The following is a 21,378-nucleotide window of genomic DNA, read 5'->3' as shown; positions in this document are numbered from 1 at the left end:
GCTGGCTTTAATGATCTTGATCATGACTAAATGGATGATACCATTCACTTTATTCCTAATTACCTGCAACAGCCGTTCGGTAATGCACTTAGTGCCGTCTTTGGCCATACCGCCTGACAAGTTGTCATGCCTTTGTACCAATAAGCTTGTAGCCAGTCAGTTAGCTGGTTATGCTGTGGCTATTCCGAATTATTGAAGTACTGATCAGGCTCGTGCTGTTATGAGGTTAAGAGAAACGCTGGTTGCCTACATGTTGCCGTTGCTGGTGTTGCCAGTGTTACTGTTCGGCTATCTGGCGTATCAGTACAGTCAGCGTTATATGCAACAACAAACCTATTATCAGGTGCGCAGTGCCCTGGCCGGGCAACAGCAACAACTGCACGAATTTATCAGTACCCAACAAACCCAGCTGCAAATGCTGGCGCTGAATCCCAATTTACAAGACTATCTGCAAACCAATGACAGTGCCCTGCTGGCGCCATTGCTGAGCCACTGGCAACGTTTCAAGGCAGAGCAGCCCGGTATTGAAGCAATAAAGCTGGTGCAACTTAACGGCGAATATGCGTTGCACCTGCCTGAGATCAAGGATGAGATTGCCGTACCCAACCGCTTCCGTAATGAATATTTTTCCCCGTTGCAGGCAATGATTGATGAGCAAGGCTACTTTCTGGCGCCTTTGCCTGACAGTCGGGAGCGAAAGCTGTATTTTGCCAAAAAGCTGTATGTCAGCTCCTTTACTGAGTCACGCCGTTTATGGGGATATCTGGTTATCATGGTAACCCCGGGCTTATTAGATATTATTGTCAATGCCCCTTATACCAGTAACAGTGTCAGCCTGATGATCAGCAAAACCGCTACTATTTCTTATGCTGCAGATCCGGCATTGATCAGCAGCGCTTTTGCGCCAACTAACTTTCGGCAAATCCAGCAAAGCATAGGCGCTGATAGTCTTAAAACGGTACTACTACTGGGCCAGTACCGCGAGTTGCTGGGCGCGCCACTACCCGGAAATTACCAGTTGTTATACGGGCTTGACCCAGACCAGCTCAATGGCGAGCAACGTTGGCTATCACGGGTATTGCTGTTGCTGATGGTGCTGATCTGCTTGTTATTACCGTTACTGGTGTACTGGTTGCTGATAAAACATATATTCAGTCCGGTAAAACAACTTACTGCAGCCAAAACAGCAGTAGGGCGTGGAGATTTATCGGTGCTGCTGGAAGTAAAAAAGCAGGATGAGCTGGGCGATATGTTTGCAGCTTTTAACGTAATGGTGCGCCAGCTGCGGGTATACCGGGAACGGGAGCGGGCGTACAAGCAGCAACTGGAAGATAAAGTATTACGCCGTACCCAGGATCTGGCCCGGGCCAATGATGATTTGGCCGGCGCCAACCAGGAACTGATTTTAGCCAGGGAAACCGCAGAACAGGCCAACCGGCTGAAAAGCGTATTTCTGGCCAATATGAGCCATGAAATCCGCACACCGTTAACGGCTATTATTGGTTTCAGTGAACAGGCACTGCAGGAAAGTGACTTACATAAACGTCAGGATTACTTAAATCGGGTGTTGAAAAGTGGTGATCATCTGCTGGGGCTGATCAATGATATTTTAGATTTATCAAAAATTGAGGCCGATAAACTGGAATTAAACCGTGAGCAGTTTGATTGCCTGGCCGCCATTGATGATATTTATCAGCTGGCATGTGAGCAGGCTCAGAGTAAGGGCCTGAGCTGCCAATTAAAATGGCAGTTTCCGCTGCCAAAAATGCTGTACAACGATAGCCTGCGTTTTCGCCAGGTGTTGCTTAATCTGAGTAGCAACGCGGTTAAGTTTACCGAGAATGGCAAGGTGGTGTTTCAGGTCAGTTATGATCAGATTGCCAGACAGTTGTCAGTGAAAGTCAAAGATACCGGCATCGGTATGAGCAATGATGAACTGGCCCGGATTTTCCGGCCCTTTGTCCAGGCTGATGCCACGGTAACCCGCCATTTTGGCGGCACTGGCCTGGGTCTGGTCATATCCAAAAAGTTAATTGAACAAATGGATGGTGATATTCAGGTTGAAAGCGTCAAGGGTATTGGCAGTTGCTTCGAGGTTATCTTAAATTGCCAGCAGCAAGACATAGAGTTGGTTGATAGCTATCAACCCCAGCAAAAGCAGGCAGATAGCGTGAGTCCGTTGCCGGCCGACAGCTCAGTAAAAGTATTGGTGGCAGAGGATAACCCAGATAACCAGTTACTGCTTAAGCTATTACTGGAAAAAAGTAATGCTACCGTGGTCGTGGTGGATAATGGTCATAAAGCAGTCGAAAGGGTGCTGCATGATGACTTTGATCTGGTATTTATGGATATGCAGATGCCATTGATGGGGGGCGAGGAAGCCACCCGACTGATCCGTCAGGCCGGCATAGAAGTGCCGATTATTGCTGTCACGGCTAATGTGATGAGTGAAGACGTTGAGCGCTATAAAAAAGCAGGCTGTCAGGCGCTGTTGGGTAAGCCAGTGGTGCAAAGTGAATTTTTGGCTATCCTTAACCGTTTTGCCAAGGTACGCAAAGACAGCGAGCAGGATTGGTTGCAACGCTTAGAGCAAGATCCACAAATGCAGGCATTAAAACGCCAGTTTGCCCGGCAGTTGCCGGTATTACTGGCTGAATTACAGCAGCATTTGAGGGGTGAGGACTGGGCAGCATTACGTTTTGCGGCCCATAGCCTTAAAGGCAGTGCCGGTAGTATGGGATATCCACAAGTGACCAGACTGGCTGGTGAAATAGAACAAGCGGTGAACGGGCAGCCGGCTGCAATTGCAGCATTACTGGTTGAGATGAAGCAGTATATTAACCATACTCAACCAGATAGCCAGAATGAGTATTAACCGCTGGCGGGAGACTATATGAGTGCACAACGTGCTTTATTGATTATTCTGGACGAAAAAATACGCGCTGATCGGCTGGTATTGCCGACACTGCCCGATATCGCGCTAAGAGTAAGGGAGCGGGCTGATGATCCGCAAATCAGTTTGCAGCAAATGGCCGAGGTGATCAGTCAGGATCCGGCACTGTCAGCCAGAATGATTAAAGTGGCTAACAGCGCCTTTATGGGGCGTTCGATTCAGGTGAACAGCTTAAATCAGGCGGTAACCCGGATTGGCCTTAGCCAGATAAAAAATATTTCAATCGCGATGGCAATGGAGCAAATGTTTGTATCACAGCATAAGCAGGTACAGCAGCAGCTCGATCGGTTGTGGCGCGACAGTGTGCAAACCGCCAGTGTGGCAGTAGCTTGTCTGCAGTTTTACAAAGCCCGGCATAGCGGCTGTAAGCTAAGCAGTGACGTGATGGCATTGGCGGCGCTGGTGCATAATATTGGTGCTTTACCGGTGCTGATTGAAGCCGAGCGTCATCCACAAGTATTTGGCCACCCGGCCTTTATGCAGGTGTTGATTGATAAAATTGCCGCCATAGTGGGCCTGAAAATTATTAAAAGCTGGGGCTTTGGCGACGAATTTATGCCGGTGGTAGAACATTGGCGCAAACCGCGTTGTGAGCCAGAGCCGGGTTATACCGACTTTATCCGGCTGGCAGCAATTAACCGCAATTACTACCTGCCAGAGCTGACTCAGGCTTTGTTAGCTGATTATGTGGCCCGTGAGCTGGTACCTGTGCCGGAATTTATGCAGCAACGGGAAATTGCCGACAGTTACCAGGATGTACGGGCGCTGTTTAACTAACTATATTTATGAATTAATGCTGGCGTGTTGCAGTTGCTTAGCAATTGCCAGCAATGCCTGGTTCAGGCTGCTGCTCATCAGCAATAAATCGGCATCGAGGCGCAAGCTTAAATCTTCCCAACCCATTTCTTCGTTCTGGCCGGTTAGTAACTCGTGGTATTTAATGCCTTTAATGCTGCTGTCATCACTGACATGCAGGCTTAAGCCTTCAGCCTGCTGCAAGCCAATTTTGGTGACCAGTTTGTCCTGCAGGTGGCTTTGTACTTCATCAGCGCTGAGCAGATGGTTGGTAAATTTAACTTTGGCACCTTCTTCATCCGGAGCTTTTAACTCCGCATCATTGCCCAGCATAAAACCTTCAGGCAGTTCTTTATTCTGTAACCACAGCTGCAATTGCGAGTTTAACTTGTGGTTATCCAGCCAGGGTAAGGCCGGCAGTGAACCCAGTGCCTTGCGCAGCAGTGCCAGAATGTCTTCGGCTTTACCGGCACCGCCAGTGTTAATTACCAGCCAGTTATGTTCTGCATCGTAATAACCATGGGTCAGGGTAGAGCGGCTGAACGCGCGGGGCAGTAAGGTCTGGATCAGTTCTTCTTTTAAGCTTTGTTTTTCTTTTCGACTAAGCGACCGGCCCTGTTCAGCGGCCATCGCATCAATCTTCGGTTGCAGCTCTTCATTAATAACCGCAGCGGGCAGGACTTTTTCCTGACGTTTTACCGCAAATAACCAGCCCTGAGCCATCGGATGGCAATACTGCTTAATGCTGGCGTGCAGCGGGAAGCTAAAGCCGGTTCTGACGGCTTCCTGGCCGGTACAGGGGGCAAATTTAAATTCAGCCAGTGCGGCTTCCAGTTGCTGCGGATCAGTGCTTAGCGGGGCACTTAATTTGTAAACCCGGATATTTTTAAACCACATAACAAACCTGTCCTTCTTTTAACAAGCTGGCGAGTATAACGCGGATCAGCCGTCGAGTTTCAGGTTTTTTGGAAAGCGGATGTGGTAGTGCAAACCCTTGCCAGGCTCGCTGCTGACGGTGATGCTGCCGCCGAGGGTTTGTCTGACCAGATTATAGGTAATATGAGTACCCAGGCCGCTGCCACCCTGCTCGCGCTTGGTGGTAAAGAACGGATGAAACAGCTTTTCCAGTTGCTCTGGCGACAGGCCTTTGCCGTTGTCACTAAAGCGAATGTCGACGTTATTATCCTCATCCAGCACCGTGATCCGGATCAGGCCTTCTTTGATGTCTTCAAAGCCGTGGATTAATGAATTCATCAATAAGTTAGTGAAAATCTGTGAAATAGCACCGGCTGGGCAGCGCAGGGTAATATTGTCCGGGCAATTCACTTCGATCTGATGCTGGGTTTTCTTAAAGTTAGGCTGCAAGGATCGAATCACTTCGTTGATATATTCCGCCAGGTTAATGGTGCGGATAGCCTCACTAGCCTGATCGACGGCAATTTGTTTAAAGCTGGCAATTAATTCAGAGGCCCGGCTTAAATTTGACTGCAGTAAATCGGTACCCTGCAAAGCTTCAGTAATAAAAGCTTCCAGGGTTTTTGAGGTCAGTGATTTATCGTTAAAGGCCTGCTGTAAGCTGGTGAGCTTTTCAGTCAGAAAGCTGGTGGCAGTAACGCCAATACCAACCGGTGTATTAACCTCATGGGTTATACCGGCCACCAGGCCGCCCAGTGCTGCCATTTTTTCAGATTGTACCAGACGGTCCTGCGCCTGATTTAAATGGTCCACCAGCTGCTCCAGCTCGGTTTGTTTACTACGCAGCGCTTCTTCAGTATGGCGCCGGCGTTCGATTTCTTCCCGCAGGCTCTGTTGTTTTAGTTCCAGTTCCTGTTTCTGTTGCTGCAAGTCCATCATTGCCTGACTAAGGCCAGATGTCTTGCGGGCAACTTCCTGCTCCAGAACCAGGTTTTGCTGATCCAGTTTTTCATTAGACGTCAGTAATTGCTTCTGAGTATTACCCAGTTGCGCTTTATAATCCTGAACCCGGTTAATCAGCCGGTTATAGGCATCAGCCATTAAGGTTAGCTCCGACGACTGGCTTTTATCAATCTCAACCCGGGCGCCATCTAACTGGTCCAGCTCTAAATCTTCGATTTGCTGGCTTAAATCAGCCAGTGGTTCGGTAAGTTGTTTCCTGAATGCCATTAAAAACAGAATAATCAGGAAAGTTGTTTTCAGCATGGCATTGCCAATCAGAAAATAAATACCGACTTTAATCCGTTCGATAACCACCGAGCGGCTGGAAAATAAGGTGACGTCACCGACCTGGGTAGCCCGCCCGGAAAATTCAAAAATAAGCGGAAAAGTGTAACCGAAAATACCTGATTGCTGTTCAGTTAAGCGCACGCCTTCGCGAACTAACTGGCTGCTGAAACGTTCTTTAACATCGATGTAACGACCAAGTTGGGTGATAACTGCACCACTGTCGTCGCGCACGACTATGCCTTCCACTGCCGGGATAGACAGTAAACCATCGGCGATAATTAATGCCTGCGGAGTATTCAGCTCCCAGATTGCCCGGGTTAAGCTGCCAGAAAAGGTTTGTTGCAGAGTTTCTAAGTCACTGTTAATCAAATTTTTGGTGTTGTAATACTCCGCCACAATCTGAGCGAGTGTGACGATGAGTGTCAGTATAAAATAAACTGACAACACCTTGGTAAGCAGATTGCGGGACAGGCTTTTTTGCTGCATGCAATAACCTTTTATTCACCGGATTATATGATACTTAGTCTGGCCTACCTTAACGAATAAAGCAGCTTTTTAAAATAGCTGATGCTAAATATCTGTGATAAGTCTGCTACAGGCCTTGCAAGCTATTAACTTGGCAGTTATTTAAGCGTGCTAATTATTGCCCGCTTATTGCTTTATGGCGGTCATCTGTATATATTTTTTAGCCAACAGATGCATAAATACAACTTAAAACAGGCAGTACTGATGGCTTTAACCGCTTTAATTTGTGACGATTCGCTTTTAGCCCGCAATCAAATGAAAAAATCCCTGCCAGCCGATTTTGATGCCGAGGTTGTAACTGCTACCAATGGCCTGGAGGCGTTAGCCGTTTTGCGCGGTCAGGAGATCGGTGTGGTATTTCTGGATCTGACCATGCCGGAGCTGGATGGCGTTGGTGTGCTGGAGGCTATTAAAGCGGAAAAAATGGATGTTTTTGTAATCGTAGTTTCGGCAGATATTCAGCCGGAAATGCAAAAACGGGTAATGGATCTCGGTGCATTGGCCTTTATTCAGAAGCCGGTTAATACCGACAAACTCAGTGCAGTGATGCACAAATATGGCTTGATATGACAGACTTGAGCTTTACTGAAGAGCAGCGTGACTGCCTGCAGGAACTGATTAATGTAGCGATGGGACTGGCCAGCGATAAACTGGCTCGTTTCCTGAATACCTTTGTTCATTTGCAGGTTCCGGCTATTGGCTTAGTGAACGCCGCTGAAATACCAGAGCAGTTTCGTGGTCAGTATCAGGGGCTGAACAGCTCGATGATTAGCCTGGGCTTTTTTGGTGACGGTGGGTTGCGTGGTGAAACTATTCTGCTTTATAAGCTGGAGAATGCCGGTAAAATAGCTGCCTTGCTGGGCTATGACGACGATGCTACCAGTGAAGCGGAAATGCTGACCGATATCAGCTCTATTCTAACTACCACCTTTTTAAATGGTCTGGCAGAACAGCTGGACAACAGTTTCTCCTATGCGGCACCGAGGATAATTTCGTCGCGCGATAATGACTTTATCAGCAAGCTGGAGCAAACTGCTTTTCACTGGCAGCTGGCATTAAAAGTGGATATTCGTTACGAGTTAACTGATTACAGTTTTGACTGTAATATGATTCTACTGATCCCGGGTGAAGCGGTACTTAAACTGAAAACCATTCTGGACCAGGTGCTGGCGGAATTCTGATGAATATTGACTGGCTGTCCGGTCCGTTACTACAACAACTGAACAGTGGTGTGATCCTGCTGAATAATCAGTTGCAAATCGTTTATATAAATCCTTATATCTGCCGCCGGGCTGATATTCAGCTGGAGTTGGTGCAGGGTAAAGATCTGTTCAGTGTTTTTGCAGATGCACCTAAAGCCTGGCTTAGTCGCAAATTAAACAGTGTGCTTACCTTGCAAAGTCCGGCGTTTAGCTCTTGGGAACAACGCCAGTATCTGTTCAAATTACCGCATTTACGACCGGTCAGCAGCGCCAATCAGTATATGGCGCAAAACTGCAATATGTTGCCGCTGACAGAACCCCGTACTGGTGAGCAGTTTGTTTGTTTGCTGATTGAAGATGCTACCGACGCTTATGTTTATCAAAGCCAGCTGCAGCAAAGCAATTTGCAGTTGCTGCAGGTAAACCGGCTGGACGGTTTAACCGGTGTGCTGAATCGGAATTACTGGCAGCAGCAGCTTGAGGTAGAGGTGCAGCGTGCCGGCCGTTACCAGCATCCGTTATCATTGTTGTTTTTCGATTTAGATAAATTTAAACGCTTAAACGATGACTATGGCCATCAGGCTGGCGATATAGTGTTGATTGAAGTAGCTAAGTTAATAGGCAGTTTGCTGCGGGAAACTGATTTATTTGGCCGCTATGGTGGCGAAGAATTTGCTATTATTTTGCCCGACACCCCGTTGGAAGGCGCTATCGAAGTCGCTAAACGGATATGCCGGCGGGTAGCTGCTACGCCCATTGCCTATAAGCAACAGCAATTGATGACCAGCGTCAGTGTTGGGGTAAGCCAGTTCAGTACAGCTGTTACCGCTGATGAACTTATCCAGCACGCCGATTTAGCCTTGTATCAGGCCAAACGCAATGGCCGCAATCAGGTGGTGACTTACTATCCTGAGTTGATAGATTCCCTTAAAAAGGTAAAAGCGTAGTCGCGGTTATTTTTTGTTTGACAGACGTCTATAAGTCTGTGCATAGTGGTTACCATGAAAATAAAAACAGCAGACCTCACCACCATTATTATTACCACCAACCCTTCGGGGTAGGAGGTCGGCGGTGTGTTGTCTGTAAAAAGGCCCGTGACCTCAAATGTCACGGGCCTTTTTTTTAAACGTTAACAGGTGATTACCTGGCCTTGGTCGGCAATAACAATAAAACGACTAATTCGATGCGCAAGGAGTAATAAAATGAGAGTGCTAAAATTTGGCGGCTCGTCGCTGGCTTCACTGCCACGCTTTGCCGAAGTTGCGCAAATCGTGCAGCGTCAGGCAGCAGCCGGGCCGGTTTGTCTGGTGCTATCGGCACCACAGGGCGTGACCAATATGCTGGTAGAACTGACCGACCTGGCTTATCTGGGATCTGATTATCAGAGCGTGTTAACCGCACTGGCTGAGCGTTATCAGCAGTTACTTAACGAGGCAACAGGCTTATCTGCAGAGCAGGTAAGCCAGGTGCAGGCATTATGGCAGCAACAGCTGGCAGGGCTGGCGTTGCATTTACAGGGCATTAGTTTGCTGCGGCACTGTCCTGACCATATTAAAGCGCAAATTCTTGGTCTGGGTGAGCAGTTCAGTGTGGCGTTAATGACCGCATTGCTTGTGGCAAACAAGTTGAATGCGCTGGCACTGGATGCGGTAAGCCTGATCAAAAGTCAGGGTGACTACTTAAATGCCAGTGCTGATATTGCAGGCTCAGAGCTGACTCTGCAACAGGCTATCGCCAACCAAAGCGCTGCGGTTTATGTGATTGCCGGTTTTGTCTCCAGCAATAGCCAGGGCGAACCAACCTTACTTGGTCGCAATGGCTCAGATTATTCAGCGGCAATAGTGGCGGCCAGTATCCGGGCTGAAGCTTGTGAGATCTGGACCGATGTTGATGGGGTGTACAGTGCTGATCCGCGTCAGGTAAAACAAACCCGGTTGATTGATCGCTTATCATATGATGAGGCGATGGAATTATCGTATTTTGGGGCTAAGGTACTGCACCCGAAAACCATTGGCCCACTAGCGCGCTATCAGATCCCCTGTTACATCAAAAACACCTTAAACCCGGCTGCGCCAGGCACCTGCATAGATGTCAGCGGTGATGGTGAAGCTCTGGTAAAAGGCATCTCCAGCCTGGAGCATTTAGCGCTGTTTACCGTATCTGGCCCTGGCTTAAAAGGCGTGGTGGGCATGGCCAGCCGGGTGTTTGCCTCGATGGCCCGCTCGCAAATTTCAGTCAGTTTAATTACCCAGTCGTCATCAGAATTCAGTATCAGTTTTTGTGTGTCGCAATTGCATTTAAACCGGGCGCAAAAAGCGCTGGAGCAGGAGTTTGAGCTGGAACTGCAGACTGGCTTACTGCGACCAGTCAGTATTCTGGCCGATATGGCGATTGTCAGCCTGGTGGGTGATGGCATGCGCCAGCATCGTGGTGTGGCAGCGAAATTCTTTGCCTCATTAGCGCAGGCACGGGTTAACGTGGTCGCTATTGCCCAGGATAGCAGCGAGCGTTCTATCTCAGCGGTGGTTGAGCAAGCGGTGTGTAAAGATGCAGTTCGGGTATGCCATGAAAACTTCTTCAGCCATATTCCGAGTATCGATGTGTTTCTGGTGGGCTGTGGCGTAGTGGGCGCCGAGTTACTGGCGCAAATTGAGCGCCAGCAAAGTTTTTTACAGCAGCGCCAGGTGAAACTAACGGTGTACGGCATTGCCAATTCCAGCCAGGTATTATTGGCCAAAGAGGGGGTTGACCTGAGTAACTGGCAGGCAGATCTTAACCAAAGCCAAGGCAGCTTTTCACTGGCTGCACTGAATGACTTTGTCCGGCAGCAACATCTGACCAATCCGGTGTTAGTCGATTGCACCAGCGCCGAAGTTGTTGCCAGCCAGTATTCTGATTTTCTGGCCGCGGGATTTCATGTGGTAACGCCAAATAAAAAAGCTAATACCGCAAGCCTGAGTTACTACCGGAAATTACGCCAGGTGGCGCAGCAGCAACGGCGGCGTTTTCTGTATGAAACTACGGTAGGCGCCGGCTTGCCGGTTATTGATACCTTGCAGGGGTTGTTAAATGCCGGTGACGAGTTGTTGGCGTTTGAGGGTATTTTATCTGGTTCATTGTCTTACATTTTTGGTGAATTAGAAGCGGGTGCCAGCCTGTCTGACGTCACCACAAAAGCTAAAGCAATGGGTTTTACAGAGCCAGATCCGCGCGATGATTTATCCGGAACCGATGTGGCCCGCAAGCTGCTCATTATGGCCCGTGAAGCGGGTATGGCGCTTGAGCTTAGCGATGTCAGTATTGAACCGGTATTACCGGCAGACTTTGATAGCAGCGGCAGTACCGATGATTTTATGGCACGCTTGCCTGTGCTGGATGCTGCCTTTAGTGAGCGGGTAAAAGCTGCGGCAGCCGAAGGTAAGGTACTACGCTATATTGGAGAAATTCGCGATGGTAAGTGTCAGGTTGCTATTAAGGCACTGAACCAGGATCACCCGCTGGCCAAGGTAAAAGATGGTGAAAATGCCCTGGCTATCCATAGCCGCTATTACCAGCCCATTCCATTTGTGCTGCGTGGCTATGGTGCCGGCGCTGCGGTGACTTCAGCTGGGGTATTCAGCGATATTATGCGTACCTTAAGCTGGCAGCAGCAGGTGTAATGACGATGACCAATCCAACAATACAGCGTTATTTTGCGCCGGCTTCAACCGGTAATTTCTCAGTTGGTTTCGATTTGCTGGGTGCAGCCTTTGAGCCGCTGCCAGGTGAGCCAGCAGACGACGGGCTATTTGGCGATGTGCTGGAAATTCATGCTGAGCAGAGCGAGCTTAGCCTGCAAATCAGCGGCCGATATCGCCATCAGTTACCGGTAGATAGCAGCGAAAATTTAGTATTAAGCTGTTTTTATGCCTTTGAACAGGCAGTCGGTAAACGCTTGCCACGGCTGGCGCTGCATTTGCAGAAAAACCTGCCGGTGGGCAGCGGTCTGGGTTCCAGTGCCTGTTCTATTGTCGTTGCCTGTTATGCTTTCAATCAGTATTTTGGTCAGCCATTATCGCAACCGCAATTACTGCAGTTAATGGCAAAAGCTGAGGGAGGGGTTAGTGGCAGTATCCATTATGACAATGTGGCGCCAAGTTATCTCGGTGGTTTACAACTGATGTTGCCGGGCAGTAGCAACGTCAGCCGGGCGTTACCCTGGTTCAGCCACTGGCGGGTGGTGTTAAGCTACCCCGGCACAGTGTTATCTACCAAGGCCGCCCGGGCCTTATTGCCAAAACAACTTAGCCTGGCTGATAGTATTGAGTTTGCCGGCATGTTAAGCCGCTTTGTCAGTGCGTTATATTGTCAGGATGAAGACGAAGCCATTGCTGCACTGCAGGATCTGGTGGCCGAGCCGGCGCGCACGCCGCTGATCCCTGAACTGCCGGTGCTGCGCAGTGCTTTGACGGAAAAAGGAGTGTTGCATCTGGGTATATCCGGTGCGGGACCAACCTTATTCGCATTGTGTCCGGATGATGATACTGCCATTGAGGCTGCAGCATACCTGCAGCAGCATTATGCTAAAAATGCCGATGCCTGCACCCGGATTTGCCAATTATCAGCTGCCGGTGCCAGAGCGCTGCCACAGCCATCTGCCGATTCAGGCCAAAGGAACTAAAAATGCAATTAACAAATTTAAAAGTAGCGACCGAGCAGGTCAGCTTTTTACAGGCGGTACGCCAGGGCCTGGGTCAGCAACAGGGCTTATTCTTTCCGACCAGCTGGCCAAAACTGGATATTGACACTTTGCTGGCGCTGCCATTAGTTGAGCGCAGCAGCAAAATTTTAGCAGCGTTAATGGGTGATGAGTTGCCGGAAGCTGAGTTGCTGGCCATGCTGGACCGCGCCTTTACCTTTGGGGCACCTTTAGTAAAAGTAACGGATAACGTCAGTGCCCTGGAATTGTTTCACGGGCCAACCCTGGCGTTTAAAGACTTCGGCGGCCGCTTTATGGCGCAGGCGCTGGCTAAAGCTCAACCCGAACCGACTACTATTGTTACCGCTACCTCGGGCGATACCGGCGCTGCGGTAGCCCATGCATTTTATCGCCAGAGTGGGGTGCAGGTGGTTATTCTGTTCCCTAAAGGAAAAATCAGCAGCCTGCAGGAAAAGCTGTTTACTACCCTGGGCGACAACATTACCACCCTGGCAGTTGACGGTGACTTTGATCAATGTCAGGCACTGGTGAAGCAGGTGTTTGATAATAAAGCGTTGGTTGAGGAATTTAATATTACCTCTGCCAACTCCATTAATATCAGCAGGCTGTTTGCACAAATTTGTTATTACTTTGAAGCCTTAGCGCAGGTGCCGCCCGCGCAACGGGAGCAGGTGGTGATCTCAGTACCCAGTGGTAACTTCGGTAACCTGACTGCCGGCCTGATTGCCAAAGCCATGGGTTTGCCGATAAAGCGGATGATTGCCGCCACCAACAGCAATGATACTGTGCCACGCTACTGGCAAAGCCAGCAGTGGCAACCCAAGGCCACGGTGGCTACGCTGTCCAATGCCATGGATGTCAGTGCTCCCAATAACTGGCCACGGGTAGAAGCATTGCTGGCGCAGGGTATGATCAACCGGGATGATATCGAAGCAGTAGCGGTCGATGAAGATGATACCCAGCTTGGAGTGCGTCAGTTGTGGCAGTTAGGTTATTTAAGCGAGCCGCATGCTGCTGTTGCCTACAAAGCATTAAAACGCAGCCTGGCAGCTGATGAGATTGGTATTTTCTTTGCTACTGCGCATCCGGCAAAGTTTAAAGAGCAGGTAGAGAATATTCTGGGTAGCCCTATTGCTTTACCGCCAGCTCTGGCTGCCTGTGCTGCCGAGTCTGGACTTAGTATCGATATTGCGGCAGACTTTGCAGCCCTTGAGCAGGTGATCAGGACCTTAAAAAGCCCATGACCGATTGGCAACAACTATTAGGTGAGCAAAAGCAACAGCCTTATTTCAGCAAGCTGCTGGATGAAGTGGCGGCGGCGCGCAGTGCCGGTACGGTAATATACCCGCCGCAAGCTGATGTATTTAATGCCTTTAAACTGACCACGCTGGCCGAGTTAAAAGTAGTGGTATTAGGACAAGACCCTTACCATGGTCCGAATCAGGCCCATGGGCTGGCTTTTTCGGTGCGGGATGGGGTAAAAGTACCGCCGTCGCTGGCTAATATCTATAAAGAGCTTGCCCTGGAATATGCTGATTTTCGCCCGCCTGGCCATGGCAATTTACAAAGCTGGGCTGGGCAGGGGGTGTTATTGCTGAATACGGTGCTAACGGTGATTGCCAACCAGCCTAACTCACACCGCAAGTTGGGCTGGGAACAATTTACCGATCAGGTAATAAGCGCCATTAGCCAGCATTGCCAGGGCATTGTATTTTTGCTGTGGGGCAGTCATGCCCAGAAAAAGGCCCGCTTGATTGACGGCGAGCGCCATCATATTCTGACGGCACCACACCCGTCGCCATTATCGGCGCATCGGGGGTTTTTAGGCTGCGGCCATTTTCTGCAAACCAATAGCTTGTTACAAGACAGCAACCGCGCCGCCATCAACTGGCATTCGGTTTGTCGCTAGCTGATACTAAAACAACAACGCCCAATCATTGATTGGGCGTTAGCGTTATAACTCAATATCGGCCAGCTCAGGCTCTATGGTCCAGTCTATATCGCATAGTTCTTTTTTCAGACGGTGACGCTCTTTTAGTTCTTCAATTTCGCGCCATTTACGCTTCACAGCTTTAGGTTTTGCTGCCGGGCGTTCCAACATGTTCAGTAATTCTTCGAAGCTTTCCATAATACGGCCTCTGCTGATGTTGTTGTTATTTTCAACGAAAGTTCTACCACACTTCGTTGCAAAATAAAATAGTTAAGTGACAACAGCGTTACAGCCATGGTAAAAATTTAAAAAAAAGCGTTCTTAGCTTATGATGCTATTGGTTAAGAACTGACAAAGGATACGGCATGAAGCAAGTCGCTATTGTTACCGGTGGGAGCCAGGGTATTGGTTATGCCATAGTTGAGAAGTTATTAAATGAACAATATCAGGTGTTTAACCTGGATATTGTGCCCGGCGAGCTTGGCGAATTCCGGGAATGCGATGTCAGCCAGGTCGCAACAGTCAAAAGCGTTATTCAGACTATTCTGAGCACAACCGGCCGCATTGATTTGCTGGTGTCTAATGCCGGCCGTCATCTGAGTGCCGATATTGAAGCGACTGATGAAACCACGCTGGATGCCTTGTTTGCCCTTAATGTTAAAGGCGCTTATGCGGCGCTGCAAGCGGTGCTGCCGCAGATGCGGGTGCAACATAGCGGTGCTATTGTGTTGCTGGCGTCAGATCAGGCGTTGATCGCCAAGAAAAATTCTTTTGCCTACAACCTGACCAAGCACGCGCTGGCCTCCATGGCTAAAACCACGGCGCTGGATTATGCCCGCTTTAATATCCGGGTTAATGCAGTGTGCCCGGGCACCATTGAAACGCCGCTGTTTCATCAGGCGATTGACCGCTACTGTGCCAACAGTGGTGCGGATAAAGCCGCCGTGGTGGCCGATGAAGCGGCAGAGCAACCCCTGGGGCGTTTAGGGCAGCCGGAGGAAGTAGCGGCACTGGTTTCCTTTTTAGCCAGCGATAATGCCCGTTTTATCACCGGTAGCCTGCAGCTGATTGATGGTGGCTATACATGTCAGTAAGCGCTGCGATATGACGCACCCGGACGTGTTGCATATTGTTGACCCGCACTTACACCTGTGGCAACTCTGTGCCGGCCAGTACTATTGGCTGCAAAGCGCCAATGCGCCTGCCTGGCCGGATAAGGCCCTGCTGCAACAAGATTACTCAGTGGCAGAGCTTGAGCTGGCAGCACCCTTTAAACTGACTGGGCTGGTGCATATTGAAGCCGGTTTTGATAACAGTGCACCCCGGCGTGAGCTGGCCTGGCTGGCCGGGCAACGCCTTAGCTTGCCCCATAAAGCAGTCGCCTTTTTAGATTGCAGCCTGGCGCCTGAACAGGTACTGGCGAATTTGCAGGCGTTGTTGCCCTATCAGCCAGCCGGGGTGCGCCATATTTTTGAAGGTGATGATGAGCGCTGGCTGCATGCGCCGCAGCTGGAGCAAATCGCTGGTATGTTGGCACAGCATAAGCTGGTGCTGGAGGTGCAATGTAGCCTGGTAAATGCAAAAAATGTGGCAAGAATTCAGCAGCTGGCACAGCAGTTTCCGGATTTAACGCTGGTGCTGAATCATGCTGGTTTAGTATTGCCTGAGTATTTCCAACCGTGGCAGCAGGCGATTAAGCTGCTGGCACCCCTGGCGAATGTGGCAATGAAGTTGTCTGGCTGGGAGCTGTTAAATGCCGGCCGTTACAGTACCGCAGACCCCGCCTGGCAGCAGCAGGTATTCGCTGCCGTGCTCAGCGAGTGGCCGGTCGAGCGGCTGATGCTGGCCAGTAATTTTCCATTATGTTTATGGCAGGGCAGTTATCAGCAATTGTGGCAGCGCTATTACCAGTTATTGACCAATCTGGGGCTTAGCAGCGCTGGCTGGCAGCAATTAAGTGCTGGCACAGCCAGAGCCTGCTATGGGATTAACGCTAAGTAAGCAACCCGATTAGTAAACCTTAGCTGCAGTTTTTCTATCTCCGGCCGTAAGGCTATGTGTCTAAGTCATATAAAAGCAATTTGTACATTAAATAGCCATTACCAAATAAAAATCAGCAATTTATCAGTATTTTGTCAATTCAAGAATGACAGAAAACGAAATAATGCGTTGCTGGAAATCAGCATGTCTCCCCTTTTAATAAAACTGAGCAGTAATGCCAAGGATCTGTATGGCTTTAAATAAAATAAAAATTTCGGCGCTTACCTTAGTTATCAGCAACTGCGTGATTGGCACTAGCGCCTTGGCAGATGGTGATACCTTTGTTGTTGAACCGGCAGGAAATTTAGAATATATCAAGGTGCAGGGCATAAGGTGGCCTGTAAGTAAAAGCAATTTATACAATCTTTCTGATGCTGGCTGGTTGGGCACACAGCAAAGTATGGCCAGAGCAATTGATGATTTACGCCGGGTGGCAGACAACATAAAAAAGGACTATGGCGAAGATGGTGACAGTGACGACTGTGGTGCCGGTAATCCTATCCAAATTTCCAACGGCACCAAAACAGAAACTGAGTTTGATTTCAGTGGCAAAGAGCAATATCCGTTGCAGTTTGTCCGTTATTACAGCAGTCAAAATTATACCGCCGGAATATTGGGTGAGGGCTGGCGCAGTAACCTGGATGCTAAGTTACAGGTAACCAGTTCGGGCGCCACAATTAATTACGGTAGCAGTAAGCTAAGTTTAAAAACTGCTGAAACTTTTCCGGTTCCTCATGTAGGCAACCGTCCCGCTTGGGTAAGTGACAACCGGCAAAATTATATCTATTTTGACGAGAACGCTCAGCGTTATATTTTGCGTAAAGAAGATAACAGCACAGAAATTTATAATGCCGCTGGCCAGTTGCTGCATCGCTCCTTTGCTGACAGGGCTGACAGCGTTGCCAGCAATGGCGTAATAACCTCTTACGGGGTATGGCATCAGTTTAATTATACGAATGGTAAATTAACCTCGGTTAAGCACAGTAATGGCCGGCAAATTACTCTTATATGGACAGGTGACAGAGTTACCACAGTAAGGGACTATGCCAATAACGCCTACAGTTTTACGTACAACAGCAATGGCATGCTGAGTAAAGCGCAGTTCCCGGACGGCAACTACCATGACTACCATTATGAGGGCCAGTACTGGCGCAACCTGACCGGTAAATCGATTTCCGGCACTCGCTACTCGTGGTTCACCTATCAGCCTAGTGGTCATTACACCGAAAGTCGCCATGCCAATAACAATTACCGTTACCAGTTTAGCTTTAGCGGCAGCCAGAATACGGTAACCAATCCGCTAGGCCATAAGACGCTTTATAACTATCAAAATATTGCGGGTGAGCGCAAATTAACCGGGGCAAGCCGCTTAGCCAGTGCGCACTGCGCTGCAGCGGCATCTAACATTACCTATGACAGTTCAGGCCGCAAGCTTACCGAAACCGACTGGAATAACAATGTTACCCGTTATACTTATAACAGTAGTCAGCAGCTGGCCAGCACGACCTATGCCGACACCAAACCTGAAAGCATCACGTACAGCTATACCTGGCATCCCACGTTAAATCGGGTAACAACAATCACCTCGCCCACTTCAGAGCAAAATTTTGGCTGGGATAGCCGCTTAAACGTCACTTTTACAGAAACTGTTACCGACAACCAGACGTACCGCACGTCTTACAGCTATCAGTATCATCCGAATCACTTAGTCAAACGGGTCATTATTACCTCTTCCGATAATCAGACTGTTACTCAGTACTTTAATCCCCTTGGCTTGCTAACCAGTAGTGTTAACGCGTTGGGACATACCACTACTTTTACCGATTTTGATACGTTTGGTAATGCCAGACGGATTATTTATCCGGACGGCACTGAGCAGCGCTATACCTTCGACAGCCGGGGCCGGGTGAGCAGCCAAAGCGTTTATTCAGCAAGCGGTGAAGGTAGTACTGTCAGCTATAGCTATGACCGCTTTGGCAACGTGGGTCAGGTTACCGAAAGCAGTGGCGCCAGCTCGGTATTTAATTACGATGCTGCAAACCGCCTAACGTATATCGGCCAGACTAAAAGCGGCAAATTGTATCGCACCCTGTTGCAGTACAACGCGTTAAATCTGCCGGTTCTGGAGGAACGGTATGACCCTGAACGGTTAACTCAGGTATGTATTGAAGACCCTGAAGCTGGCCGCACCTGGTGCACAGATGAAGAGCAACCTATTTACACTGAGCAAACTTTATATACCGAGCAAGGCCAGGTACGGCAGGTAAATGGTGACGGCATAACAAAAGTTCGCTACACCTATGATAAAAACGGCAACCGTTTATCGGTAATCGATGGCAGTGGTAATACCACGACCTTTGTATATGATGCCCTAAACCGGATGACCCGTCAGACCGATGCTAACGGCAAAATAACTTACTTTACCCATAGCGCCAAAGGCTTAGAGCGGGTAACCGATGCGCGGGGCAAGCAAACCCAGTATCAGCTGAATGATGCCTCGCAAACCACCCGCCTTATCAGCCCGGACAGCGGCACCCGTTATCTTGATTATGATGACGCTCAGCGCCTTAACTCAAGTACTGACAGCCGTAATATTAATACCAGTTTTAGCTATGACGCTCTTGGTAGAGTACAAACCAAAGCTAACACCACCGTGCAAAACTGGTATTACGATACCGGCAGCAATGCCGCAGGTAAAATGACCAGCTTTACCGATGATTCTGGCAGCACCGGGTACCAATACAATGCCTGGGGAGCCCTGCAAAGCCAGACATCGGTAATTGCCGGCACGTCCTATCAAACCCAATGGGCCTATGACAACCAAGGCAGACCCAGCAGCCTGACTTACCCTGGCGGCAACCGGGTAAACTACCACTACGACAGCTTTGGTGATGTAAGCAGCATTACTGCTGTTGTTGGCGGAGTTAGCCGTACCTTACTAAGTGGCGTAGTTAAAGCCCCTAATGGCCCGGTACGGCGCTGGGATTATGGCAATGGCTTAACTCGTACCTTAACGTACGACCACAACTACCGGTTAAACTTTATTGGTACTGTCGGGGTGCAGGCGCTTACCTATATTTATGACAATAACAGCAATATTATCCGGATTAATAATTTTATTAATTCATCACATACCCAAAATTTCACTTACGACAAGCTAAACCGCTTAACCGGCATTACCAGCACCGGCCTGGGTAACCACAATTTTAGCTATGACAATCTGGGCAACCGCACAGTCCGCAGTGGCGCCATTGCTGAAACCTATGCGATTAACAGCGCCTCTAACCGGTTAGACAAAGTTACCCGTGGTACACAAACGCGGGTATTCAGTTACGATGCCAACGGCAATATCAGCAATGAAAAGCGCTTCAATGGCAGTAACTTTAGCTATGTGTATAACAGCGACAACCGGATGATAAAAGCCGGCACCACCGACTATAAATACAACGCGCTGGGCCAGCGGGTGTATAAAAAAGTCGGCAGTAATATCACCCGCTTTATATACAGCCCACAAGGCCAGCTGTTAGCCGAAGGCACCGCTAAGCAATATATTTACTTTCAGGGCCAGGTAGTGGGTTATATTTTAAATAACCAGCTGTATTATGTGCACAATGACCACTTAGGCCGGCCCGAGGTGATAACCAACCAAAGCAAAGCGGTGGTATGGCGGGCTAAGTTGGAGGCGTTTGAACGGTCGGTATTAACCACTAGCATTGGCGAATTCAATATAGGCTTCCCCGGCCAGTACTGGGACGCCGAAAAACTAAGCTGGTATAACTACTTTCGGGATTATGACGCGACTACAGGCCGGTATTTGCAGAGCGACCCGATAGGATTAGCGGGTGGTTTCAATACTTATGGGTATGTTGGGGGGAATCCGGTAGGTTACATTGATCCAACGGGTCTATTTTCTATCGCTGCACTTTGCGACGTCAATATAAACCTTGGTATTGGTGTAGGGCTTGGCTTAGGTGCAGAAGCATCGTGGTCATTTTCTTTGGGTGGTGGTGTTAGCGCCTATATTGGTGTTGGTCTAGGTGCTGGTTTCGGGGTTTCAGGTACAGTGGGCCAGAGTTTATCAGGCAACATTAGTGATGGCTTAGGTATTGCTACTAATACGAGTTTTGCTGTAGGTAAAATCGTAGGTGTATCAGGAAACGTTAATGCTGGCACTGCTGGAGCTTCAGTTTCAACTGGCGCAGGTGTTGTTGGTGGTGCGGTCGTCACATCTACAGCAGGTATTACAGCAGCTAAAAAGTTTTCAGCCCCATTTTGCAAGAAAACTAGTGACTGCAAAGGTTAAGGATGTAATTTATGTTTATAATTGAAGTGCTTAGCTATTTATTTTTCGCTTCCTTTTTTACTTTTTTGATTTTAATGCTCTATGTATATTCTGGCAGGGCGAGCATTTTAAAGGACTTGAGAGCTTCAGAATCCAGCGAGGTTAGTGAATTATTTTCAAAAGGGATTACTGATATAACCTATGAGAAAGCCATTAAAGAAGCAAAATTCTTCCTGCAATATGAATGGCTCGAAATTAAATCGGCAAGCTTGGTTGATAGACTCAAAAAACAAAGAAACATTGAAATAGGCTGTTATGTAAGTTTTTTCATTTCAATTTTATGCTTTGCACTGATTACGGTACTCTCGTTCACTATTTTGTAAGCTTCAAAAATTATTGGAACTAAGTGGTCGCGCCTTACTTCGTACTACGCGACCACCTCGGCCGGCCGGAAGTGATTACCATTACAACCAGTATTGGCGAATTCAATATATGATCCGTACCAACACTTTTGGACACCTTGCTAAGTGAGTACAATCGCTTAACGAGGTGAATAATGTCAACAAAGAAAGTCCGTAAAGTCCATACCGCTGAATTTAAAGCTGAAGCCCTGAAACTAGCTGATAAGATTGGCGTTGCAGCCACAGCAAGAGAGCTGAAGCTGCATGAGTCTCAGTTATATAATTGGCGCTCAGCAGCCGAGAAAAAGTCTACGACCAGTGACCGTGAATCCGAGCTTGCTGCTGA

17 protein-coding genes are annotated in these 21,378 nt (G+C 48.7%); 14 read left to right on the top strand and 3 right to left on the bottom strand.

The window, feature by feature from the left end; all coding sequences use genetic code 11:
- Positions 1-220: 220 nt before the first annotated feature.
- Entirely contained in the window at positions 221-2,875 is a 2,655-nt protein-coding gene (locus H141_RS0107585; RefSeq protein ID WP_019675654.1) for a hybrid sensor histidine kinase/response regulator, read from the top strand.
- Positions 2,876-2,893: 18 nt separating this feature from the next.
- Complete coding sequence (locus H141_RS0107580; RefSeq protein ID WP_019675653.1) at positions 2,894-3,730, top strand: HDOD domain-containing protein; 837 nt, start codon at positions 2,894-2,896, stop codon at positions 3,728-3,730.
- A gap of 6 nt (positions 3,731-3,736) precedes the next feature.
- Here H141_RS0107580 and H141_RS0107575 read toward each other — a convergent pair whose 3' ends face one another.
- Positions 3,737-4,645 carry a recombination-associated protein RdgC gene (locus H141_RS0107575; protein ID WP_019675652.1) on the bottom strand — a complete coding sequence of 303 codons (909 nt, stop codon included), beginning with the start codon at positions 4,643-4,645 and terminating at the stop codon, positions 3,737-3,739.
- Between the two features lie 45 nt (positions 4,646-4,690).
- A complete protein-coding gene (locus tag H141_RS0107570) occupies positions 4,691-6,439 on the bottom strand; it encodes a sensor histidine kinase (RefSeq protein ID WP_019675651.1) in 1,749 nt (582 codons plus the stop codon).
- A 243-nt stretch (positions 6,440-6,682) separates the two neighbouring features.
- Between H141_RS0107570 and H141_RS0107565 the strand changes: the two genes are divergently transcribed.
- From H141_RS0107565 to ung, 7 genes are all read left to right on the top strand, one after another.
- Complete coding sequence (locus H141_RS0107565; protein ID WP_026349306.1) at positions 6,683-7,048, top strand: response regulator; 366 nt, start codon at positions 6,683-6,685, stop codon at positions 7,046-7,048.
- Entirely contained in the window at positions 7,045-7,659 is a 615-nt protein-coding gene (locus H141_RS0107560; protein WP_019675649.1) for a hypothetical protein, read from the top strand. Before H141_RS0107565 ends, H141_RS0107560 begins: the two co-directional genes overlap by 4 nt.
- On the top strand, positions 7,659-8,627 hold the full coding sequence (locus H141_RS0107555) for a sensor domain-containing diguanylate cyclase (RefSeq protein ID WP_019675648.1): 969 nt from the start codon (positions 7,659-7,661) through the stop codon (positions 8,625-8,627). The genes H141_RS0107560 and H141_RS0107555 overlap by 1 nt, the downstream gene beginning before the upstream one ends.
- 189 nt (positions 8,628-8,816) lie before the next feature.
- The gene (thrA, locus tag H141_RS0107550; RefSeq protein WP_276202885.1) at positions 8,817-11,339 is read left to right on the top strand and encodes a bifunctional aspartate kinase/homoserine dehydrogenase I; all 2,523 of its coding nucleotides are present in this window, start codon (positions 8,817-8,819) and stop codon (positions 11,337-11,339) included.
- A gap of 5 nt (positions 11,340-11,344) precedes the next feature.
- Positions 11,345-12,340 carry a homoserine kinase gene (thrB, locus tag H141_RS0107545; RefSeq protein ID WP_026349305.1) on the top strand — a complete coding sequence of 332 codons (996 nt, stop codon included), beginning with the start codon at positions 11,345-11,347 and terminating at the stop codon, positions 12,338-12,340.
- Between the two features lie 2 nt (positions 12,341-12,342).
- Positions 12,343-13,623 carry a threonine synthase gene (gene thrC / locus H141_RS0107540; protein WP_019675645.1) on the top strand — a complete coding sequence of 427 codons (1,281 nt, stop codon included), beginning with the start codon at positions 12,343-12,345 and terminating at the stop codon, positions 13,621-13,623.
- Entirely contained in the window at positions 13,620-14,288 is a 669-nt protein-coding gene (gene ung, locus H141_RS0107535) for a uracil-DNA glycosylase (RefSeq protein WP_019675644.1), read from the top strand. The genes thrC and ung overlap by 4 nt, the downstream gene beginning before the upstream one ends.
- Positions 14,289-14,333: 45 nt before the next feature.
- Here the strand turns inward: ung and H141_RS21120 are convergent, their stop codons facing one another.
- Positions 14,334-14,507, bottom strand: a complete 174-nt coding sequence (locus tag H141_RS21120) for a DUF3545 family protein (protein WP_019675643.1) — start codon at positions 14,505-14,507, stop codon at positions 14,334-14,336.
- A 167-nt stretch (positions 14,508-14,674) separates the two neighbouring features.
- Between H141_RS21120 and H141_RS0107525 the strand changes: the two genes are divergently transcribed.
- From H141_RS0107525 to H141_RS0107505, 5 genes are all read left to right on the top strand, one after another.
- Positions 14,675-15,403 carry an SDR family NAD(P)-dependent oxidoreductase gene (locus tag H141_RS0107525; protein ID WP_019675642.1) on the top strand — a complete coding sequence of 243 codons (729 nt, stop codon included), beginning with the start codon at positions 14,675-14,677 and terminating at the stop codon, positions 15,401-15,403.
- Positions 15,381-16,310: an amidohydrolase family protein gene (locus H141_RS0107520; protein WP_019675641.1), complete on the top strand. Its 930-nt coding sequence runs from the start codon at positions 15,381-15,383 to the stop codon at positions 16,308-16,310. Before H141_RS0107525 ends, H141_RS0107520 begins: the two co-directional genes overlap by 23 nt.
- Positions 16,311-16,539: 229 nt before the next feature.
- Complete coding sequence (locus H141_RS0107515; protein ID WP_019675640.1) at positions 16,540-20,652, top strand: RHS repeat-associated core domain-containing protein; 4,113 nt, start codon at positions 16,540-16,542, stop codon at positions 20,650-20,652.
- Between the two features lie 11 nt (positions 20,653-20,663).
- Positions 20,664-21,014: a hypothetical protein gene (locus H141_RS0107510; protein WP_019675639.1), complete on the top strand. Its 351-nt coding sequence runs from the start codon at positions 20,664-20,666 to the stop codon at positions 21,012-21,014.
- A gap of 173 nt (positions 21,015-21,187) precedes the next feature.
- The coding region (locus H141_RS0107505; RefSeq protein ID WP_019675638.1) for a transposase at positions 21,188-21,378 on the top strand (191 nt) is incomplete at its 3' end.

Origin of the sequence: Arsukibacterium perlucidum DSM 18276 (assembly GCF_000382165.1) — a bacterium.
GTDB lineage: Bacteria > Pseudomonadota > Gammaproteobacteria > Enterobacterales > Alteromonadaceae > Alishewanella > Alishewanella perlucidum.
Note: the sequence above shows the minus strand (reverse complement) of the source record. Positions and strands in the feature narration are given on the sequence as shown.

Bases quoted from the DNA above. Each gene is read 5' to 3' on its own strand.
- H141_RS0107585 (WP_019675654.1), top strand. From the start codon at position 221: ATGAGGTTAAGAGAAACGCTGGTTGCCTACATGTTGCCGTTGCTGGTG.
- H141_RS0107580 (WP_019675653.1), top strand. From the start codon at position 2,894: ATGAGTGCACAACGTGCTTTATTGATTATTCTGGACGAAAAAATACGC.
- H141_RS0107575 (WP_019675652.1), bottom strand. From the start codon at position 4,645: ATGTGGTTTAAAAATATCCGGGTTTACAAATTAAGTGCCCCGCTAAGC.
- H141_RS0107570 (WP_019675651.1), bottom strand. From the start codon at position 6,439: ATGCAGCAAAAAAGCCTGTCCCGCAATCTGCTTACCAAGGTGTTGTCA.
- H141_RS0107565 (WP_026349306.1), top strand. From the start codon at position 6,683: ATGGCTTTAACCGCTTTAATTTGTGACGATTCGCTTTTAGCCCGCAAT.
- H141_RS0107560 (WP_019675649.1), top strand. From the start codon at position 7,045: ATGACAGACTTGAGCTTTACTGAAGAGCAGCGTGACTGCCTGCAGGAA.
- H141_RS0107555 (WP_019675648.1), top strand. From the start codon at position 7,659: ATGAATATTGACTGGCTGTCCGGTCCGTTACTACAACAACTGAACAGT.
- thrB (WP_026349305.1), top strand. From the start codon at position 11,345: ATGACCAATCCAACAATACAGCGTTATTTTGCGCCGGCTTCAACCGGT.
- thrC (WP_019675645.1), top strand. From the start codon at position 12,343: ATGCAATTAACAAATTTAAAAGTAGCGACCGAGCAGGTCAGCTTTTTA.
- ung (WP_019675644.1), top strand. From the start codon at position 13,620: ATGACCGATTGGCAACAACTATTAGGTGAGCAAAAGCAACAGCCTTAT.
- H141_RS21120 (WP_019675643.1), bottom strand. From the start codon at position 14,507: ATGGAAAGCTTCGAAGAATTACTGAACATGTTGGAACGCCCGGCAGCA.
- H141_RS0107525 (WP_019675642.1), top strand. From the start codon at position 14,675: ATGAAGCAAGTCGCTATTGTTACCGGTGGGAGCCAGGGTATTGGTTAT.
- H141_RS0107520 (WP_019675641.1), top strand. From the start codon at position 15,381: ATGGTGGCTATACATGTCAGTAAGCGCTGCGATATGACGCACCCGGAC.
- H141_RS0107515 (WP_019675640.1), top strand. From the start codon at position 16,540: ATGGCTTTAAATAAAATAAAAATTTCGGCGCTTACCTTAGTTATCAGC.
- H141_RS0107510 (WP_019675639.1), top strand. From the start codon at position 20,664: ATGTTTATAATTGAAGTGCTTAGCTATTTATTTTTCGCTTCCTTTTTT.